This is a genomic window from Mycobacterium sp. GA-1285, from assembly GCF_001499905.1.
Lineage (GTDB): Bacteria > Actinomycetota > Actinomycetes > Mycobacteriales > Mycobacteriaceae > Mycobacterium.
Map to the genome: position 1 here is coordinate 92,968 of NZ_LQIS01000052.1, position 17,054 is coordinate 110,021.

The 17,054-nt window shown below is 66.4% G+C and carries 12 protein-coding genes; 6 read left to right on the top strand and 6 right to left on the bottom strand.

What is annotated here, in order from left to right; all coding sequences use genetic code 11:
- The first annotated feature begins 66 nt into the window (after positions 1–66).
- From lspA to dnaE, 3 genes are all read left to right on the top strand, one after another.
- Positions 67–654 carry a signal peptidase II gene (gene lspA, locus AU193_RS19135; RefSeq protein WP_172798356.1) on the top strand — a complete coding sequence of 196 codons (588 nt, stop codon included), beginning with the start codon at positions 67–69 and terminating at the stop codon, positions 652–654.
- Positions 655–1,584 (top strand): RluA family pseudouridine synthase, encoded by a 930-nt coding sequence (locus AU193_RS19140; protein WP_064423949.1) that lies wholly within the window; start codon positions 655–657, stop codon positions 1,582–1,584.
- Positions 1,585–1,833: 249 nt separating this feature from the next.
- A complete protein-coding gene (gene dnaE / locus AU193_RS19145) occupies positions 1,834–5,379 on the top strand; it encodes a DNA polymerase III subunit alpha (RefSeq protein ID WP_064423950.1) in 3,546 nt (1,181 codons plus the stop codon).
- A gap of 3 nt (positions 5,380–5,382) precedes the next feature.
- Here dnaE and AU193_RS19150 read toward each other — a convergent pair whose 3' ends face one another.
- Complete coding sequence (locus AU193_RS19150; protein ID WP_156425294.1) at positions 5,383–6,066, bottom strand: hypothetical protein; 684 nt, start codon at positions 6,064–6,066, stop codon at positions 5,383–5,385.
- 30 nt (positions 6,067–6,096) lie between these two features.
- On the opposite strand from AU193_RS19150, the gene AU193_RS19155 reads away from it, so the two are divergent.
- Positions 6,097–6,510, top strand: coding sequence for an SRPBCC family protein (locus AU193_RS19155; RefSeq protein ID WP_156425295.1), 414 nt, complete (start codon positions 6,097–6,099; stop codon positions 6,508–6,510).
- Here AU193_RS19155 and AU193_RS19160 read toward each other — a convergent pair.
- Entirely contained in the window at positions 6,507–6,737 is a 231-nt protein-coding gene (locus tag AU193_RS19160) for a hypothetical protein (protein WP_064423953.1), read from the bottom strand. The genes AU193_RS19155 and AU193_RS19160 overlap by 4 nt on opposite strands.
- An 86-nt stretch (positions 6,738–6,823) precedes the next feature.
- Here AU193_RS19160 and AU193_RS19165 point away from each other — a divergent pair, with 86 nt between their 5' ends.
- Together AU193_RS19165 and ilvA are read left to right on the top strand one after the other, a co-directional pair.
- Complete coding sequence (locus AU193_RS19165; protein ID WP_064423954.1) at positions 6,824–7,261, top strand: nitroreductase family deazaflavin-dependent oxidoreductase; 438 nt, start codon at positions 6,824–6,826, stop codon at positions 7,259–7,261.
- A 29-nt stretch (positions 7,262–7,290) separates the two neighbouring features.
- On the top strand, positions 7,291–8,571 hold the full coding sequence (gene ilvA / locus AU193_RS19170; protein ID WP_064423955.1) for a threonine ammonia-lyase IlvA: 1,281 nt from the start codon (positions 7,291–7,293) through the stop codon (positions 8,569–8,571).
- A 77-nt stretch (positions 8,572–8,648) separates the two neighbouring features.
- Here ilvA and treZ read toward each other — a convergent pair whose 3' ends face one another.
- From treZ to AU193_RS19190, 4 genes are read right to left on the bottom strand one after another with little or no spacing between them, the layout of a single operon-like run.
- Positions 8,649–10,373, bottom strand: a complete 1,725-nt coding sequence (gene treZ, locus AU193_RS19175) for a malto-oligosyltrehalose trehalohydrolase (protein ID WP_064423956.1) — start codon at positions 10,371–10,373, stop codon at positions 8,649–8,651.
- A complete protein-coding gene (treY, locus tag AU193_RS19180; protein WP_064423957.1) occupies positions 10,366–12,687 on the bottom strand; it encodes a malto-oligosyltrehalose synthase in 2,322 nt (773 codons plus the stop codon). Before treY ends, treZ begins: the two co-directional genes overlap by 8 nt.
- 11 nt (positions 12,688–12,698) lie before the next feature.
- Complete coding sequence (glgX, locus tag AU193_RS19185; RefSeq protein ID WP_064424060.1) at positions 12,699–14,876, bottom strand: glycogen debranching protein GlgX; 2,178 nt, start codon at positions 14,874–14,876, stop codon at positions 12,699–12,701.
- Complete coding sequence (locus AU193_RS19190) at positions 14,876–17,053, bottom strand: acyltransferase family protein (RefSeq protein WP_064423958.1); 2,178 nt, start codon at positions 17,051–17,053, stop codon at positions 14,876–14,878. Before AU193_RS19190 ends, glgX begins: the two co-directional genes overlap by 1 nt.
- Position 17,054 lies beyond the last annotated feature (1 nt).

Genomic DNA, 17,054 nt, shown 5'->3' on the forward strand with positions numbered 1-17,054 from the left:
CGAAGCGGCCTCCAGCGACCCATGGTGGGAGATTCTTCCGCAACGACGTTTTGGGATGATGGTGAAGTGACTGACGACCCAGAAGTGGCCAACGAGCCGACCGAAGAGGCGGCGCCGCCGCGGCGACAGCTGCGTCTGCTGCTCTGCATTGCGGGAGTGGTGCTGGTCGCCGACATCGTCACCAAGGTCCTCGCGGTCAAACTGCTCACCCCGGGCCAACCTGTCTCGATCATCGGTGACACGGTGACCTGGACCCTGGTGCGCAATTCGGGTGCGGCGTTTTCGATGGCCACCGGCTACACATGGGTGCTCACACTGATCGCCACCGGCGTCGTGATTGGGATCGTGTGGATGGGTCGGCGGCTGGTGTCACCGTGGTGGGCAATCGGGCTGGGCATGATCCTCGGCGGCGCACTCGGCAACCTCATCGACCGGTTCTTCCGCTCGCCCGGCCCACTCCAGGGGCACGTCGTGGACTTCCTGTCCATCGGATGGTGGCCGGTGTTCAACGTGGCCGATCCGTGCGTGGTCGGCGGGGCCATTCTTTTGGTGGGGCTGTCGCTGTTCGGGTTCGATTTCGATACCGTCGGGCGGCGCCAGCCGGGCGACGAATCAGACCCCGTCGGGCGGCGGAAGGCCGCCGAGGACGGCTAGATGGCCGATCGGTCGCTTCCGGTCCCGGAGGGTCTGGCGGGAATGCGGGTCGACGCGGGCCTGGCGCGGCTGCTCGGCTTGTCGCGGACGGCCGCTGCGGCGCTCGCCGAAGGGGGCGGTGTCGAGATCGACGGTGCCCGTGCCGGCAAGTCCGACAAACTGACCGCGGGCGCGTGGCTGGACGTGCGGTTGCCCGAACCGCCCGCGCCAGTGGAGAACACGCCCGTCGACATCGATGGGATGGCGATCCTGTACTCCGACGAGGACATCGTCGCAGTGGACAAACCCCCCGGGGTAGCCGCGCACGCTACCGTCGGCTGGTCGGGTCCGACGGTGCTGGGCGGCCTGGCCGCCGCGGGCTTCCGGATCAGCACGTCGGGGATCCACGAGCGTCAGGGCATCGTGCACCGCCTCGACGTCGGCACCTCGGGTGTGATGGTCGTCGCGCTCTCGGAACGCGCGTATACGGTGCTCAAGCGGGCGTTCAAACAGCGCACCGTCGAGAAGCGCTATCACGCGCTGGTGCAAGGACATCCCGACCCGTCGAGCGGCACGATCGACGCACCCATCGGCCGTCACCGCGGACATGACTGGAAGTTCGCGGTCACCGAGAACGGCAGGCACAGCGTCACCCATTACGACACCCTCGAGGCGCACCGCGCCGCGAGCCTGCTCGACATCGAACTCGAAACCGGTCGTACACATCAGATCCGGGTGCATTTCGCCGCGCTGCACCATCCCTGCGTCGGTGACCTCACCTACGGCGCCGATCCCACGTTGGCCAGGCGGCTCAAGCTGGAGCGGCAGTGGCTGCACGCGCGATCGCTGGCCTTCACGCACCCCGCCGACGGGCGCAGCATCGAGATCACCAGCCCCTACCCGGCCGATCTGCAACACGCGCTCGACGCGCTGCGCAACCACGAACTGTGAGCGCTTGCCGCTGGTGACGACGGGCCTGCCTGTTCTACGTGACGCGGCTCGTGATCGCGTCGCGGCTCAAGCGGCACCGCCATCCTGGACTGCGCGGCAGTGTCACATCGGTTGCCCATCCGGTGGCGGTGGCGGGCTTCTACACGTGGATGGTCGACCAGGTGAGACGCCGGGATCTGGGCGCGGCGCGAAGACACGCATTTCCGACACGCCGGAACTGTCGGGCGCCGGTCATAGACTGGCCCTCCTATGAGCCCTTCGGATTCGCGGTCGTTCGTGCACCTGCATAACCACACCGAGTACTCGATGCTGGACGGTGCCGCGAAGGTCAAGCCGATGCTCGCGGAGGCTCAGCGCCTCGAGATGCCCGCGATCGGGATGACCGATCACGGAAACATGTTCGGCGCCAGCGAGTTCTACAACTCCGCCACCGAGGCGGGGATCAAGCCGATCATCGGTGTCGAGGCGTACATCGCGCCGGGTTCACGCTTCGACACCAAGCGCATCCTGTGGGGCGATCCCAGCCAGAAGGGCGACGACGTTTCCGGCAGCGGGTCCTACACCCACATGACCATGGTGGCCGAGAACGCCACCGGGTTGCGCAACCTGTTCAAGCTGTCGTCGTTGGCCTCGTTCGAGGGTCAACTCGGCAAGTGGTCGCGGATGGACGGCGACCTGATCGCCGAGCACGCCGAGGGCATCATCGCCACCACCGGCTGCCCGTCGGGAGAGGTGCAGACCCGGCTGCGGCTCGGTCACTACGACGAGGCCGTGGCTGCGGCCGCCAAGTGGCGCGAGATCTTCGGCCCGGACAACTTCTTCCTGGAGTTGATGGACCACGGTCTCGACATCGAACGCCGAGTGCGCGAAGGGTTGCTCGACATCGGGCGCAAGCTCGGCATTCCGCCGCTTGCCACCAACGACTGCCATTACGTCACCCGCGACGCCGCCCAGAACCATGAGGCACTGCTGTGCGTCCAGACCGGCAAGACGCTGTCGGATCCAAACCGGTTCAAGTTCGACGGTGACGGCTACTTCCTCAAGACGGCCGCGGAGATGCGCGCGCTGTGGGATGACCAGGTGCCCGGGGCGTGTGACTCCACGCTGCTGATCGCCGAGCGGGTGTCGTCGTACGAAGATGTGTGGACGGTGCGCGACCGGATGCCGGTCTTCCCCGTGCCCGAGGGTCACACCCAGGAGTCCTGGCTGCGCCACGAGGTTCGCGCTGGGCTCGAGCGCCGGTTCGCCTCCGGTGAGGTACCGCAGGAGTACACCGATCGCGCCGATTACGAGATCAAGGTCATCTGCGACAAGGGCTACCCGTCGTACTTCCTGATCGTGGCCGACCTCATCAACTACGCGCGTTCGGTCGACATCCGGGTCGGGCCCGGTCGCGGGTCGGCCGCCGGATCGCTGGTCGCCTACGCGCTGGGCATCACCAACATCGACCCGATTCCGTACGGGCTGCTGTTCGAGCGGTTTCTCAACCCCGAGCGCGTGTCCATGCCCGACATCGACATCGACTTCGACGACCGCCGCCGCGGTGAGATGCTCCGGTACGCGGCCAACAAGTGGGGCAGCGACCGGGTGGCCCAGGTGATCACCTTCGGCACCATCAAGACCAAAGCGGCGCTGAAGGATTCGGCGCGCGTGCACTACGGCCAGCCGGGTTTCGCGATCGCCGACCGGATCACCAAGGCGCTGCCTCCGCCGATCATGGCAAAAGACATCCCGCTGTCGGGGATCACCGATCCCAACCACGAGCGTTACAAGGAGGCCGCCGAGGTCCGCGGCCTCATCGACACCGATCCCGACGTGCGCACCATCTACGAGACCGCGCGAGGACTCGAGGGTCTGGTGCGCAACGCCGGCGTACACGCCTGCGCGGTGATCATGAGCTCCGAACCGCTGATCGATGCGATCCCGCTCTGGAAACGTCCCCAGGACGGCGCGGTGATCACCGGCTGGGATTACCCGTCGTGCGAGGCCATCGGACTGCTGAAGATGGACTTCCTCGGGCTGCGCAACCTGACGATCATCGGTGACGCCCTGGACAACATCAGGGCCAACCGCGGGATCGAGCTCGACCTCGAATCGGTCTCACTCGACGACAAGGCGACCTACGAACTGCTGGGCCGCGGCGACACGCTCGGCGTGTTCCAGCTCGACGGTGGGCCGATGCGCGACCTGCTGCGCCGCATGCAGCCGACCGGGTTCGAGGACGTCGTCGCGGTGATCGCGCTGTACCGTCCCGGCCCGATGGGCATGAACGCCCACAACGACTATGCCGATCGCAAGAACGGCCGCCAGGCGATCAAGCCGATCCACCCGGAACTCGAGGAGCCGCTGCGCGAGATCCTCGCCGAGACCTACGGCCTGATCGTCTACCAAGAGCAGATCATGCGGATCGCGCAGAAGGTGGCCGGATACTCGCTGGCCCGAGCGGACATTCTCCGAAAGGCCATGGGCAAGAAGAAGCGCGAAGTCCTGGAAAAGGAGTTCGAGGGCTTCTCCGAGGGCATGAAGTCCAACGGCTTCTCCGCCGGCGCGATCAAGGCGTTGTGGGACACGGTGCTGCCGTTCGCCGACTACGCGTTCAACAAGTCGCACGCGGCCGGGTACGGGCTCGTCTCGTATTGGACCGCCTATCTGAAGGCCAACTATCCGGCCGAGTACATGGCCGGGCTGCTCACGTCGGTGGGTGACGACAAGGACAAGGCGGCGGTGTACCTGGCCGACTGCCGGAAACTGGGCATCACCGTGCTGCCGCCGGACGTCAACGAGTCGGGGCTGAACTTCGCCTCGGTGGGGGAAGATATCCGCTACGGGCTGGGAGCGGTACGCAACGTCGGCGCCAACGTCGTTGCCTCGCTTATCGACACGCGCACCGAGAAGGGGAAGTACATCGACTTCTCCGACTACCTGAACAAGATCGAGATCGGCGCCTGCAACAAGAAGGTCACCGAGTCGCTGATCAAGGCCGGCGCGTTCGACTCGCTTGGGCATCCGCGCAAGGGGCTGTTCCTGATCCACACCGACGCCGTCGACTCCGTGCTCGGCACCAAGAAGGCCGAGGCGATGGGCCAGTTCGATCTGTTCGGCGGCGCCGACACGGCCACGGATGCGGTGTTCACCATCAAGGTGCCCGACGAGGAGTGGGAGGACAAGCACAAACTCGCGCTGGAACGCGAGATGCTCGGCCTCTACGTGTCCGGTCATCCGCTCAACGGCATCGCACACCTGCTGGCCGCACAGGTCGATACCGCGATACCGGCCATCCTCGACGGCGACATCCCCAACGAGACCCAGGTCCGCGTCGGCGGCATCCTGGCGTCGGTGAACCGGCGGGTCAACAAGAACGGATTGCCTTGGGCTTCGGCACAATTGGAGGATCTGACGGGCGGCATCGAGGTGCTGTTCTTCCCGCAGACCTACTCGACGTTCGGCGGCGAGATCGCCGACGACGCCGTCGTGCTGATCGGCGCAAAGGTGGCGATCCGCGACGATCGGATCTCGCTGATCGCCAATGACCTTCTGGTGCCGGACTTCTCGAACGCACAACTGGATCGCCCGCTGGCGGTCAGCCTACCGACCCGGCAATGCACGGTCGACAAGGTGACCGCGCTCAAGCAGGTGCTGGCCCGCCATCCGGGCACCTCCCAGGTGCACCTGCGGTTGATCAGCGGGGAACGGATCACCACGTTGGAGCTGGACACCTCGTTGCGTGTGACGCCCTCGTCGGCCTTGATGGGCGACCTCAAGGCCCTGCTGGGGCCCGGCTGTCTGGGCGGCTGACGGTCAATTCAGAACGTTCACCGCTCGCGCGATGACGAGTCCGGCGGTGCCCAGTGCGACCGTCGCCTGCACCGTCATCATCATCTTGGCCCACCGGGCGAGCGGCATGGTGTCGGTCGGCGAGAAGGCCATCACGTTCGTCACGCTGACGTAGAGGTAGTCGACGAATGTGGGCCGCCAATCCGGTTCGGCCACATGGGGAGTCGTCATCTGCGGGAACAGGAAATCGGGATACGGCCGCTCTCCCGCGTGCCGCGCGAACGGCCCACCCCGGTCCAGCTGCCAGTACCAGATGCCGAACACGATCACGTTCGTCACGATGATCGAGGCGCCGCTGCCGAGCAGCACCGCCGCGTCGTTGCTTTCGTCACCGCTGAGGATGCCGACGGCCAGCACGACCGCGGACAGCGTGTTGTCGAGAGTGATCGCCGCCAACAGCACCCACGTGGCGTACCGGCCGAAACGCGTGCGCCGGGTCATGACGCGCGGGTTGATTACCAGCAGCGCCAGCAGCAGAAGTCCTTCCAACAGCACCAGTGGCCAGCGGGGAACCAGCGTGTAGTTCTTCGGGATCGCGAGCTGCAGCGCCATGACGGCCACCACGGCGATCAGCACGGGCATGGTGCTCTCCGGATCGCCGCGCCGCAGCCAGGCCGGCGCGCGGTGTTGTTCCGGCGGTGATGCCATCACGTCATTCTCATGCGCCACGATGGTCGTATGGAGTCACGACACGTCAGCATCTGGATCGCCGCGAGCCCCGAGTCCGTCTACGAGTTCGCCGCGGATCCGCTGACGTGGCCGCGGTGGGCGGCGGGTCTCGCCGAGGGCGGGCTCCGCCAGACTCCGAGCGGTTGGGTGGCCGACTCACCGATGGGCGAGGTGACCGTCGAGTTCTCCCCGCGCAACGACCTCGGCGTGCTGGATCACGTGGTGCGTCTGCCGACCGGGGAAGCGGTCTACAACCCGATGCGGGTGCAGCCCTGGAGTGTGCCGACCGACGCCGACGAGGCGCACAGCGAGGTGCTGTTCAGCGTGCGCCGACGGTCCGGAATGACCGACGAGGAGTTCGATGCCGACACCAAAGCGGTGGCCGCCGACCTGGCGACGCTGAAGAAACTGATCGAGGACTAGAGTCTCGTCGAGCACAGCGCGCTGAACGCCAGCCAAGTGACGGTTCCGACCGCGGCGCCGGCAAGCACCGCCGTAGCCGCCGTCGCGGTGGCGATCCCGACCACCAGCGTCACAAGCGCCCCAAGCACGAGGGCGAGCAACTTGTACGCCGGCCACGGCACACCCGCGACCGGTACGTCGCACGTCACGCGTGCGGCCGCCGTGCGGAAATTGCCTGCGGTGGTCATGGAAACACGATAACTCGTAACTGAGGTTTCGGCCAGCCGAAACGCCGGATCAGGGTAACGGATCCCTCGGGCTCTAAGCTGGTGAGATGCCACTTTCCGGAGAGTATGAACCCAGCCCGTGGGATTGGGTGAGAGAACACGCCGATCAGATCACGGAGTCCGGCACCACCGACGGTGTCGACATGAAAGGCAAGCCGCTCATCCTGCTGACCACCGTCGGCGCGAAGACAGGCAAGATCCGAAAGACTCCGCTGATGCGGGTCGAACACGACGGCCAGTACGCCGTCGTGGCGTCGTTGGGCGGCGCCCCGAAGAACCCGGTCTGGTACTACAACGTCAAGGCCAATCCGCGAGTGGAACTGCAGGACGGGGCGGTGACCAGGGAGTATGACGCGCGGGAGGTCACCGGCGACGAGAAGGCCGTCTGGTGGGAGCGCGCCGTCGAGGCATGGCCCGACTACGCCGAGTACCAGAAGAAGACCGACCGCGAGATCCCTGTGTTCGTACTGACCCCGATTTCTTGAAAACCGCTGGTTGGTGGCACCATTGACCGGTGTCCGCTGAACTGAGTCAGAGCCCGAGGACTTCGCCGCTTCGCGCGGCGGATATCGACGAGGCCGCTCAGCGAATTGCGGACGTCGTGTTGCGCAGCCCGCTCGAGCTCAGCGAGAGGCTCTCGGACGCCACCGGCGCGACGGTGTATCTGAAGCGTGAGGATCTGCAGCCCGTGCGGTCCTACAAGCTGCGGGGCGCGCACAACCTGCTGATGCAGTTGTCGCCCGACGAGCTGGCCGCCGGAGTGGTGTGCTCGTCGGCGGGCAACCACGCGCAGGGCTTCGCGATGGCGTGCCGTTCGATGGGGGTCCGCGGCCGGGTCTATGTGCCCCGCAAGACACCGAAGCAGAAGCGCGACCGCATCCGCTACCACGGCCGCGAGTTCATCGAGTTGATCGTCGGCGGCAGGACCTACGACGATGCCGCGGCCGCCGCATGTGAAGACATCGCGCGCACGGGCGCGACCTTGGTGCCGCCGTACGACGACCTGCGCACGATGGCCGGCCAAGGAACGATCGCCACCGAGATCCTCGACCAGCTCGACGGGGAACCCGACCTCGTCGTCGTTCCGGTCGGCGGCGGCGGATGCATAGCCGGGATCACCACCTATCTGGTCGAACGCACGAGCGGCACCTCCGTGCTGGGAGTCGAGCCGGCGGGGGCGCCCGCGGTGATCGCGGCGCTGGCGGCGGGCGGACCCGTGACCATCGACGACGTCGACCAGTTCGTCGACGGTGCGGCGGTGAATCGCGCCGGAACGCTGCCGTACGCGGTGCTGGCCGCCGCCGGCGACATGGTGTCGATGACGACCGTCGACGAGGGCGCCGTTTGCACGGCGATGCTCGACCTGTACCAGAACGAGGGCATCATCGCCGAGCCGGCGGGAGCGCTGTCGGTGGCCGCGTTGATGGACGCAGACATCGAACCCGGATCGACTGTGGTGTGCGTGGTCTCGGGCGGGAACAACGACGTATCGCGATACGGCGAGGTGCTGGAGCGTTCGCTCGTGCACCTGGGCCTCAAGCACTATTTCCTGGTGGACTTCCCGCAGGAACCGGGTGCGCTGCGCCGATTCCTCGACCAGGTCCTCGGCCCGAACGACGACATCACGTTGTTCGAGTACGTCAAGCGCAACAACCGCGACACCGGCGAGGCGCTGGTAGGGATCGAGCTGGGTTCGGCCACCGACTTCGAGGGCCTGCTCGAGCGGATGCGCGCATCGGATATCCACGTCGAGGCGCTGGAGCCGGGCTCACCGGCGTACCGCTACCTGCTGTAGTTGCGCGTCGGCGCCGCGCGCCCCCGCGTCGAAACTGAAGTTGTGCTCCACTTTTCGCGCCGAAGTAACGAAAAACTTCAGTTTCGGCGAATGACAGCGAAGGAATGACCCGGCACCCGCGTTGATGCCGTGCCCACCTCGGGCGGATCCCACGCCAGCACCACCTCGCCGATGACCGGCACCTCGACCGCCTCGGCGCCGAGATTGCATGCGATCGACAACGACCCGCGGTGCATCACGATCCAACGCCGGGCTTCGTCGTAGTCGATCCGAAGGTTGTCCAGCCACGGGTCGGCCAAATCGGGCTCGTTGTGCCGCAACGCGATCAGCTCGCGGTACACCCGCCGCAACCGGCCGTGGTCACCGTCGTCGATCTCGTCCCACTTCAGCTTCGAGCGCTGAAACGTCTCGGGATCCTGCGGATCGGGGATCTCGTCGGCGTCCCACCCGTGCTCGGCGAACTCTCGCTTGCGGCCCTCGGCCGTGGCCCGCGCCAGCTCCGGCTCCGGATGCGAGCTGAAGAACTGGAACGGCGACGACGATCCCCATTCCTCGCCCATGAAAAGCATTGCGGTGTACGGGCTCCCAAGGGCCAGGGCGGCTTTGACGGCGAGTTGGCCGAAGGTCAGGTTCTGCGACGGACGATCGCCGACGGCCCGGTTGCCCACCTGGTCGTGGGTCAGCGTGTAAGCCAGCAGCCGGGTGCCGGGGATGGTGGCGGTGTCCAGCGGCCGCCCGTGCCTGCGATGCCGGAACGACGAGTACGTGCCCGCGTGGTAGTAGCCGTTCTTCAGCGTGATGGCCAGCGCCTCGAGTGTTCCGAAATCGTGGTAATAGCCCTGCTGTTCGCCGGACACGGCGGAGTGGATCGCATGGTGGATGTCGTCGTCCCATTGCGCGGTCATCCCGAGGCCACCGCGGTCGCGGGGCGTGATGAGCCGTGGATCGTTGAGGTCGCTCTCGGCGATCAAGGAAAGCGGCCGGCCCAACTCCGCGGCCAGCGCATCGGTTTCGGCGGAGAGCTCTTCGAGGATGTGGATCGCCGTCGTGTCGACGAGCGCATGCACCGCGTCCAGGCGCAGACCGTCGGCGTGGAAATCGCGCATCCAGCGCAGCGCGCAGTCGATGATGTAGCGCCGCACCTCGTCGGCGTCGGCGTCGGAGATGTTGATCGACTCGCCCCACGGGTTGCTGCCCGTGGACAGGTACGGCCCGAATTCGGGCAGGTAGTTCCCCGACGGACCCAAGTGGTTGAACACGGCGTCGATCAGCACGCCGAGTCCGCGTTCGTGGCAGGCGTTGATCAGGCGCACCAGTGCGTCGGGCCCGCCGTAGGGTTCGTGGACCGCGTACCACAGCACACCGTCGTAACCCCACCCGTGGGTACCACCGAACGCGTTGACCGGCATCAGCTCGACGAAGTCGACGCCGAGGTCGACGAGGTAGTCCAGCTTCTCGACCACCGCGTCGAAAGTGCCTTCGGGAGTGAAGGTTCCGACGTGCAGCTCGTAGATCACCGCACCCTCGATCGAGCGGCCGGCCCAGTCGCCGTCCGTCCACGCGGACGGATCCGGTTGCCACAGCTGCGATCTCTCGTGCACGCCGTCGGGCTGACGGGGCGAGCGGGGATCGGGAAGCACCTTCGGGTCGTCGTCGAGGACGAAGCCGTAACGAGCGTCACGGCGGGCCTCGACATCGGCGCGCCACCACCCGTCGTCGGAACGGGTCATGTCGTACAGTTCACCGTCGACGTCGAGCCGGACCCGCTGCGGTCGTGGCGCCCACACGCTGAATTCAGCCATCGGCCCGCTCCAACAACACGACCGGCAGTTCGGTGAAGAGCTCGGCGGCCAGCACCCGCCCGTGGTGCCGACGCCCGCCGATTCGGTCCACCCAAGTTCCCGGCGGCAGCCCGAGAGCCGTTTCTCCCCAGCCACTTTCGGAGAGCCGCACCGAATGCCGGGTGACAGCGGGCAGCACGTCGTCACCGCGCAGGAACGCCACGACGTGTTGCGCGGCGGGTCCGTCCGCCAGCATCGGGGTGTAGCCGCCCCTGGAGAACGTCGCCGAACGCTCCCTCCGCACCGCCAGCGCGGAAGTCACCACCCGTAGCTTCGGATGACGCATGGCCTCCAGCGCGTCGCGACGGGCCGTGTAGTCGACGGGTCGGCGGTTATCCGGATCGACCAGGCTGTCCTCCCACAGTTCGGTTCCCTGGTACACGTCGGGGACGCCCGGCACAGTGAGCGCCAGCAGTTTCTGGCCGAGCGCGTCGCTGCGGGCATGCAGGTCGAGCCGCTCGACCAACGAGGTCATCTCGGTCGCCACGGGCCCGTCGAGCACCGCGTCCAGCCAGCTGTGCACCGCCGTCTCGAATTCGTCGTCGGGATCGTTCCAGGTCGTGTGCGAGGCGGCTTCGCGGATCGCTTTCTCGGCGTAAGCGTGAATCCGCTGCCGTAGGGCGTCGGTGATCTTGCCGTCGACCGGCCATACGCCGAACACGTTCTGCCACAGGAAGAGTCCGGTGCGTGCATCCGGGGGAGGAGCGGTCAGCGTCCACTTGCCGATCAGTTCCGCCCACAGGGACGGCACCTGCGACAGCAATCCGATGCGCGCCCGTACATCCTCCCCGCGCTTGGTGTCGTGGGTCGTCATCGCGACCATCGCGTTCGGCCACAGCCGCGCACGCACCGCGGCCCGCTGGTGGAACTCGGCGACGCTGACCCCGAAATGATGCGGTTCCGAGCCCACCTCGTTGAGGGAGACGAGCCGCGCGTCGCGGTAGAACAGGCAGTCCTCCATCGACTTGGCCGTCGCCGCGCCGCACAACTGCTGCAACCGGACCTCGGTCTCCTTGCTGATCGCCAGCGCCGTCGCGATCAACGCCAACGGCTCCGCGAATTTCGGCTCGGCGGAAGCTGTTTCGGCGAGCGCGCCGGGCAAAACACCGGACAGGGAGCGGTAGTCGGAGCGGTAGACGTCGATGCGGCTGAGCAGAGCGGCGACGGCCGCTGGGAGTTCGTCGTGGTCGATACCGGTAGCGCCGACGATGGTGCGGCGCAACCGAGCGAGCTCACTGCCCAGGGTTTCCGTCACGGCATTCGCCTTGAGAGCGCGCGCTTGATCCGGCATGGAGCTGTAGGCCATTCCGGTGGAGTCGAACAGGTTGGTCAGGGCCTCTTTGCCCGAGGGGTCGATGAACACCCCGCCGATCTCCCGCATCGCGTCGTAGCCGGTGGTACCGGCGACGGGGAGCGTCGGTTCCAGCGGCTCGTCGGCGGCCAGGATCTTCTCGATCACGATCCATGCGTCGGGTCCGGTGAGTTCCCGCAGCCAGGTCAGATAGCCCGCCGGATCCGACAACCCGTCCGGGTGGTCGATGCGGATGCCGTCGACCAGGCCCTCGTCGAACCACCGTTTCACCTCGGCGTGGGTGGCGTCGAAGACGGCGCGGTCCTCTTGGCGCAATCCGGCCAGCGAGGTGATCGAAAAGAACCGGCGATAACCGCAGAAGCCGGACAATTCCCCCGTCGCTCCGCTCGCCCCCTTTTTCCAGGCGACGAGGTGGTAGTGCTGGCGATCATGCACCTGCGGACCGGTTCCGTCTCCGGTGCCGGGGGCGATCGGGTAGACGAGGTCGCCGAGGCGTAGCACGGGCTCGTCGCCGCTGTCGTCGACCTCGAGATGGTCTGCGTCGCCGTCGGATCCGAGCACCGGCAGCACGACGCGCCCATCGTCGAGGTCCCAGTCGATATCGAAATAGGAGGAGAACGACGACGCGCGCCCGTGCTTGAGCACGTCCCACCACCACACGTTCTGCTGCGGTTTCTCCACACCCACGTGGTTGGGCACGATATCAACGATGAGGCCGATGCCCGTGTCCCGCGCCGCCCGCGACAAGCTCGCGAAACCCTCGGGCCCGCCGAGCTCTGCCGAGATCGTCGTCGGGTCGGTGACGTCGTAGCCGTGCGTGGAGCCTTCGGCCGCGGTGAGGATCGGCGACAGGTACAAGTGCGACACGCCAAGCTTCGAGTAGTAGTCGAGCAGATTCTCGGCGTCGGCGAAAGTGAAAGCGTCGCCACGCATCTGGAGGCGGTACGTCGACAGCACCGGCATATGTCGTGCCATCAAGCCGTCTTACGCATCACCAGCAGGGAGCGCGCAGGCAGCGAGATCTTCTCGCCGGCCTTGACCACCAGGTCGGTGGAACCGGTGGCGTCGGCGGTGTCCAGCGCCGCGGTCCACTCCCTAGCGTAGCTCTCCGTCGGAGTGATGAAGTGCTGCGTACGGTCATAGGCGTTGAAACACAACAGGAATGAGTCGTCGACAACTCGCTCCCCGCGTTCGTTCGGTGCCGAGATCGCGTCGCCGTTGAGGAATACCGCGACACATCGGCCGATCCCGGTGCCCCAGTCTTCGAGCGTCATCTCCTCCCCGGCGGGCGTCAGCCACGCGATGTCGCGGACCTGGTCGCCGCTGCGGATCGGCTTGCCCTCGAAGAACCTCCGCCTGCGGAAGACCGGGTGGTCCTTACGTAGTCTGGTGACCTTGCGGGTGAACTCGAGCAGGTCGGCGTTCGTCTCGCACAGCGACCAGTCCATCCAGGAGATCTCGGAGTCCTGGCAGTAGACGTTGTTGTTGCCGCCCTGGGTGCGACCGATCTCGTCACCGTGCGAGATCATCGGCGTGCCCTGCGAAACCATCAGCGTGCCCATGATGTTGCGCATCTGCTTACCGCGTAGCGCCAGGATGTCCGGATCATCGGTCGGACCCTCGACGCCGCAGTTCCACGACCGGTTGTGGCTTTCGCCGTCGCGGTTGTCCTCGCCGTTGGCCTCGTTGTGTTTTTGGTTGTAGGACACCAGGTCGTTCAGCGTGAAGCCGTCGTGACAGGTGACGAAGTTGATGCTCGCGCTCGGACGCCGGCCGGTTGCCTCGTAGAGGTCGGAGGAACCGGTCAGCCGCGATGCGAACTCGCCGAGAGTTGCGGGCTCGCCCCGCCAGTAATCACGCACAGTGTCGCGATACTTCCCGTTCCACTCGGTCCACAAACCTGGGAAGTTGCCGACCTGGTACCCGCCTTCGCCGACGTCCCAGGGTTCGGCGATCAGCTTGACCTGGCTGACCACCGGATCCTGTTGCACCAGGTCGAAGAACGCGCTCAAGCGGTCGACGTCGTAGAACTCGCGGGCCAGGGTGGCGGCCAGGTCGAAGCGGAACCCGTCGACGTGCATCTCCATCACCCAATAGCGCAACGAGTCCATGATCAGCTGCAGGGTGTGCGGGTGGCGGGCATTGAGGCTGTTGCCGGTGCCGGTGAAGTCCTTGTACAGGCGTAAATCGCCGTCGAGCAGCCGATAGTAGCCGGCGTTGTCGATGCCCCGGAAATTGAGCGTCGGACCGAGGTGGTTGCCCTCGGCGGTGTGGTTGTAGACCACGTCGAGGATGACTTCGATCCCGGCCTCGTGGAAGGCGCGGACCATGGTCTTGAACTCGGCGACCGCACCGCCGGCATGCTTGTTGGCCGCGTATTCGTGGTGCGGTGCGAAGAATCCGAAAGTGTTGTAGCCCCAGTAGTTTCGCAGTCCGAGGTCCACGAGGCGGTGGTCGTGGAGGAATTGGTGCACCGGCATCAACTCGATGGCGGTCACGCTCAGCGACTTGAGGTGGTCGATGATCGCCGGGTGATGCAGCCCGGCGTAGGTGCCGCGGAGTCCCTCGGGGATGTCGGGATGTCGCTGCGTCATGCCCTTGACATGGGCCTCGTAGATCACGGTCTCGTGGTACGGCGTGCGCGGTGCACGGTCGGAGGCCCAGTCGAAGTACGGGTTGATCACGACGCTGGTCATGGTGTGGCCGAGGGAATCGATGCGGGGCGGCGTACCGCCGGAGGCGAGATCCTCGGCGTTCAGGTCGTAGGAGAACAACGCCTGGGAGAACTCGAAGTCACCGTGGAACGACTTGCCGTACGGGTCGAGCAACAACTTGCTCGAATCACACCGGTGGCCCGCCGAGGGGTCCCACGGGCCGTACACGCGAAAGCCGTAGCGCTGTCCCGGGGTGACCGTCGGCAGATAGCAGTGCCAGACGTAGCCGTCGACCTCGTCGAGGTTGATCCGCTCCTCGCTGCCGTCGTTGTCGATCAGGCAGAGTTCGACCCGATCGGCCACCTCGGAGAAGACCGAGAAGTTGGTCCCCGCGCCGTCGTAGGTGGCCCCCAGGGGATACGCCGCTCCCGGCCAGACGGTGGGCACAGAACCCTCCGGTCCTCCTCGCGTGCGGGAAGCCGGTTCGCCGGAGGGCATCAGCCAACCCACCAACCGGTGGCGGCGGCGATCTGACGGCCGAGTTCAGGGGCCATCGTGCGCATGTACGTCTTCGAGATGTGATGAGCGTCGTGGTAGAGCAACACGTTCCCCTCCACAGCTCGGCAGATATCCTTGCGGCACACCGCATCACTCATGTCCAGCGGCGTGAGCAGCGGGAACCGGTCGACGAAATCGAGTGTCGGATTGTGCTCCGAGAGTACGTCGGATCGCCGGGTTCCACAGGAGATGGCGTCACCGCCGTCGGCGAGGCAGTCGACGGGGAAGAAGGGGTCGCCGTTCCGGACCATCCACGGCGTGTCCCGCATGGCCAGGATCGGGATGTTGTTGTCGGACAACTCCTGCCAGATGCCGATATACGTCGCGGGCATCACATCGCCGGCCCTGATGTTCCACGGACGTGTTGAAGTGGTGAAGACGTAGTCGGGCCGGTCGGCCACGATCTGGGCCATCACCCGCTCGTTCCACTCGCGGCACTTCGGGTACGGGCGGTTGTCGCCCATCACCAGCGGCACTTCCTCGGTGGTCAACGGACACCCCATCTTCAGATAGGTGACCACCTTGAAGTGGTGGCGCTTACCCAGCAGGTCGAGTGCGGTGATCCAATGTTCGGCGTGCGATCCGCCTGCCAGCGCGATCGTGCGCTTGGCGTTCTTGTCACCGTAGGTGCAGTTGATCACGTCGACGTTGTCGAAGTCGCTGATACACCCGTCCTCAGTGGTCTCCGGCAGATCGTTCTTGGCCTCCAGCACGCCCGGGCGCATCGGGAGCTTGGGCACCCTGGCGTTGTTCAGTAGCGCAGCGGCGCCGGGGTAATCCCGCGTCGAGAGCGAAAAGAGCTCGGCGCCGTTGGTGCGCTGGACGAGCACATGCTCACGCCAAGTGAACGAGGTGACGGTCAACGCGACGGCCAACAGGGCGACCACCGAGCCCAGCACCACCGGCGGCCTGCGCCGCCGCGCCCTCTTCGACGCCACCGTGCGTTGGACCGAGGAGCTGCGGTGGCGCAGCGGGTTCTCGACGTACTTGGTGGTCAGCCACGCCAGCACCCCGGACACCAACAGAATCACCGCGCCTTCGACGAAGGTGGCGCGGCTGTGTCCGCTGTAGGACAGCCAGAAGATCAGCAGCGGCCAGTGCCAGAGATAGAGCGAGTAGGCCATCGCGCCGAGCGATACGAAGGGCGCCGTGGCCAGCAGGCGATTGGGCAGCGGCATCCGGCCTGCGGTGTGCGGGTCGGCCACCCGGTTTGCCGCCGACAGGATGAACAGCACGGTGGCGCCGACCGGGACCAACGCCCACGGCCCCGGGAACTCGTTCACCCCGTCGATCAGGGCGCCGCACGCCAGGATCGCCGCCAGCGCCACGACCGCTGCCGTCGTCCGCAGCCACATCGGCATACGCAGATGCGTCACGAGGGCACCGGCCAGGGCGCCGAGCAGCAGTTCCCACGCTCTGGCGAAGCTGTTGTAGTACGCGGTGGCCTGGTCGGCGTTGTGGGCGTAGACGGCGTAGACGAACGACGCGATGGTCAGCACGCTGAGCAGCACGACGAACGCCGCGCGCATGTGCTGACCGAAGACCCGCCGAAACAGCAAGGCGGACAAGAAGATGATCGCGAGGAACGCGATGTAGAACTGGCCCTGTACCGACATCGACCAGATGTGCTGCAACGGGCTGACCGCCTCGCCCGCGCGCAGGTAGTTCGACGCGGAGTTGGCCAGCTCCCAGTTCTGGAAGTAGCCGATGCTGGCCAGACTCTGGTCGGCGAAGGTCTCCCACCGCGTCTGCGGCTGAATCAGCACGGTCAGCACTGCCGACGCCGCGAGCACGACGACCAACGCCGGCAGCAACCGCCGGATCAGCCGCGTCACCTCCGAACGCGGCCGCAACGACACGCCCGGCGTCATCGCCGCGCGCAGCAGCCGTCCACCGAAGAAGAAACCGGACAGCGCGAGAAACACGTCCACACCGCCGGACACCCGGCCGAACCACACATGGAAGACCGCGACGAGCGCGATCGCGATACCGCGCAAGCCGTCGAGATCGTCCCGGTAGGCCGCCGGGGGACGGGTACCGCCAGAGGCTTTCGCGGCGCGCGACCGACGTGCCGGATCGGTGACGGGCGCCGATCGGGAAGGGGCGAGGGTCATCATG

Excerpts from the sequence above, each read along its gene's own strand:
- glgX (WP_064424060.1), bottom strand. The coding sequence starts at position 14,876 with ATGCCCTCCGGCGAACCGGCTTCCCGCACGCGAGGAGGACCGGAGGGT.
- AU193_RS19165 (WP_064423954.1), top strand. The coding sequence starts at position 6,824 with ATGCCACTTTCCGGAGAGTATGAACCCAGCCCGTGGGATTGGGTGAGA.
- dnaE (WP_064423950.1), top strand. The coding sequence starts at position 1,834 with ATGAGCCCTTCGGATTCGCGGTCGTTCGTGCACCTGCATAACCACACC.
- AU193_RS19190 (WP_064423958.1), bottom strand. The coding sequence starts at position 17,053 with ATGATGACCCTCGCCCCTTCCCGATCGGCGCCCGTCACCGATCCGGCA.
- AU193_RS19140 (WP_064423949.1), top strand. The coding sequence starts at position 655 with ATGGCCGATCGGTCGCTTCCGGTCCCGGAGGGTCTGGCGGGAATGCGG.
- AU193_RS19150 (WP_156425294.1), bottom strand. The coding sequence starts at position 6,066 with ATGGCATCACCGCCGGAACAACACCGCGCGCCGGCCTGGCTGCGGCGC.
- AU193_RS19160 (WP_064423953.1), bottom strand. The coding sequence starts at position 6,737 with ATGACCACCGCAGGCAATTTCCGCACGGCGGCCGCACGCGTGACGTGC.
- treZ (WP_064423956.1), bottom strand. The coding sequence starts at position 10,373 with ATGGCTGAATTCAGCGTGTGGGCGCCACGACCGCAGCGGGTCCGGCTC.
- treY (WP_064423957.1), bottom strand. The coding sequence starts at position 12,687 with ATGCCGGTGCTGTCGACGTACCGCCTCCAGATGCGTGGCGACGCTTTC.
- AU193_RS19155 (WP_156425295.1), top strand. The coding sequence starts at position 6,097 with ATGGAGTCACGACACGTCAGCATCTGGATCGCCGCGAGCCCCGAGTCC.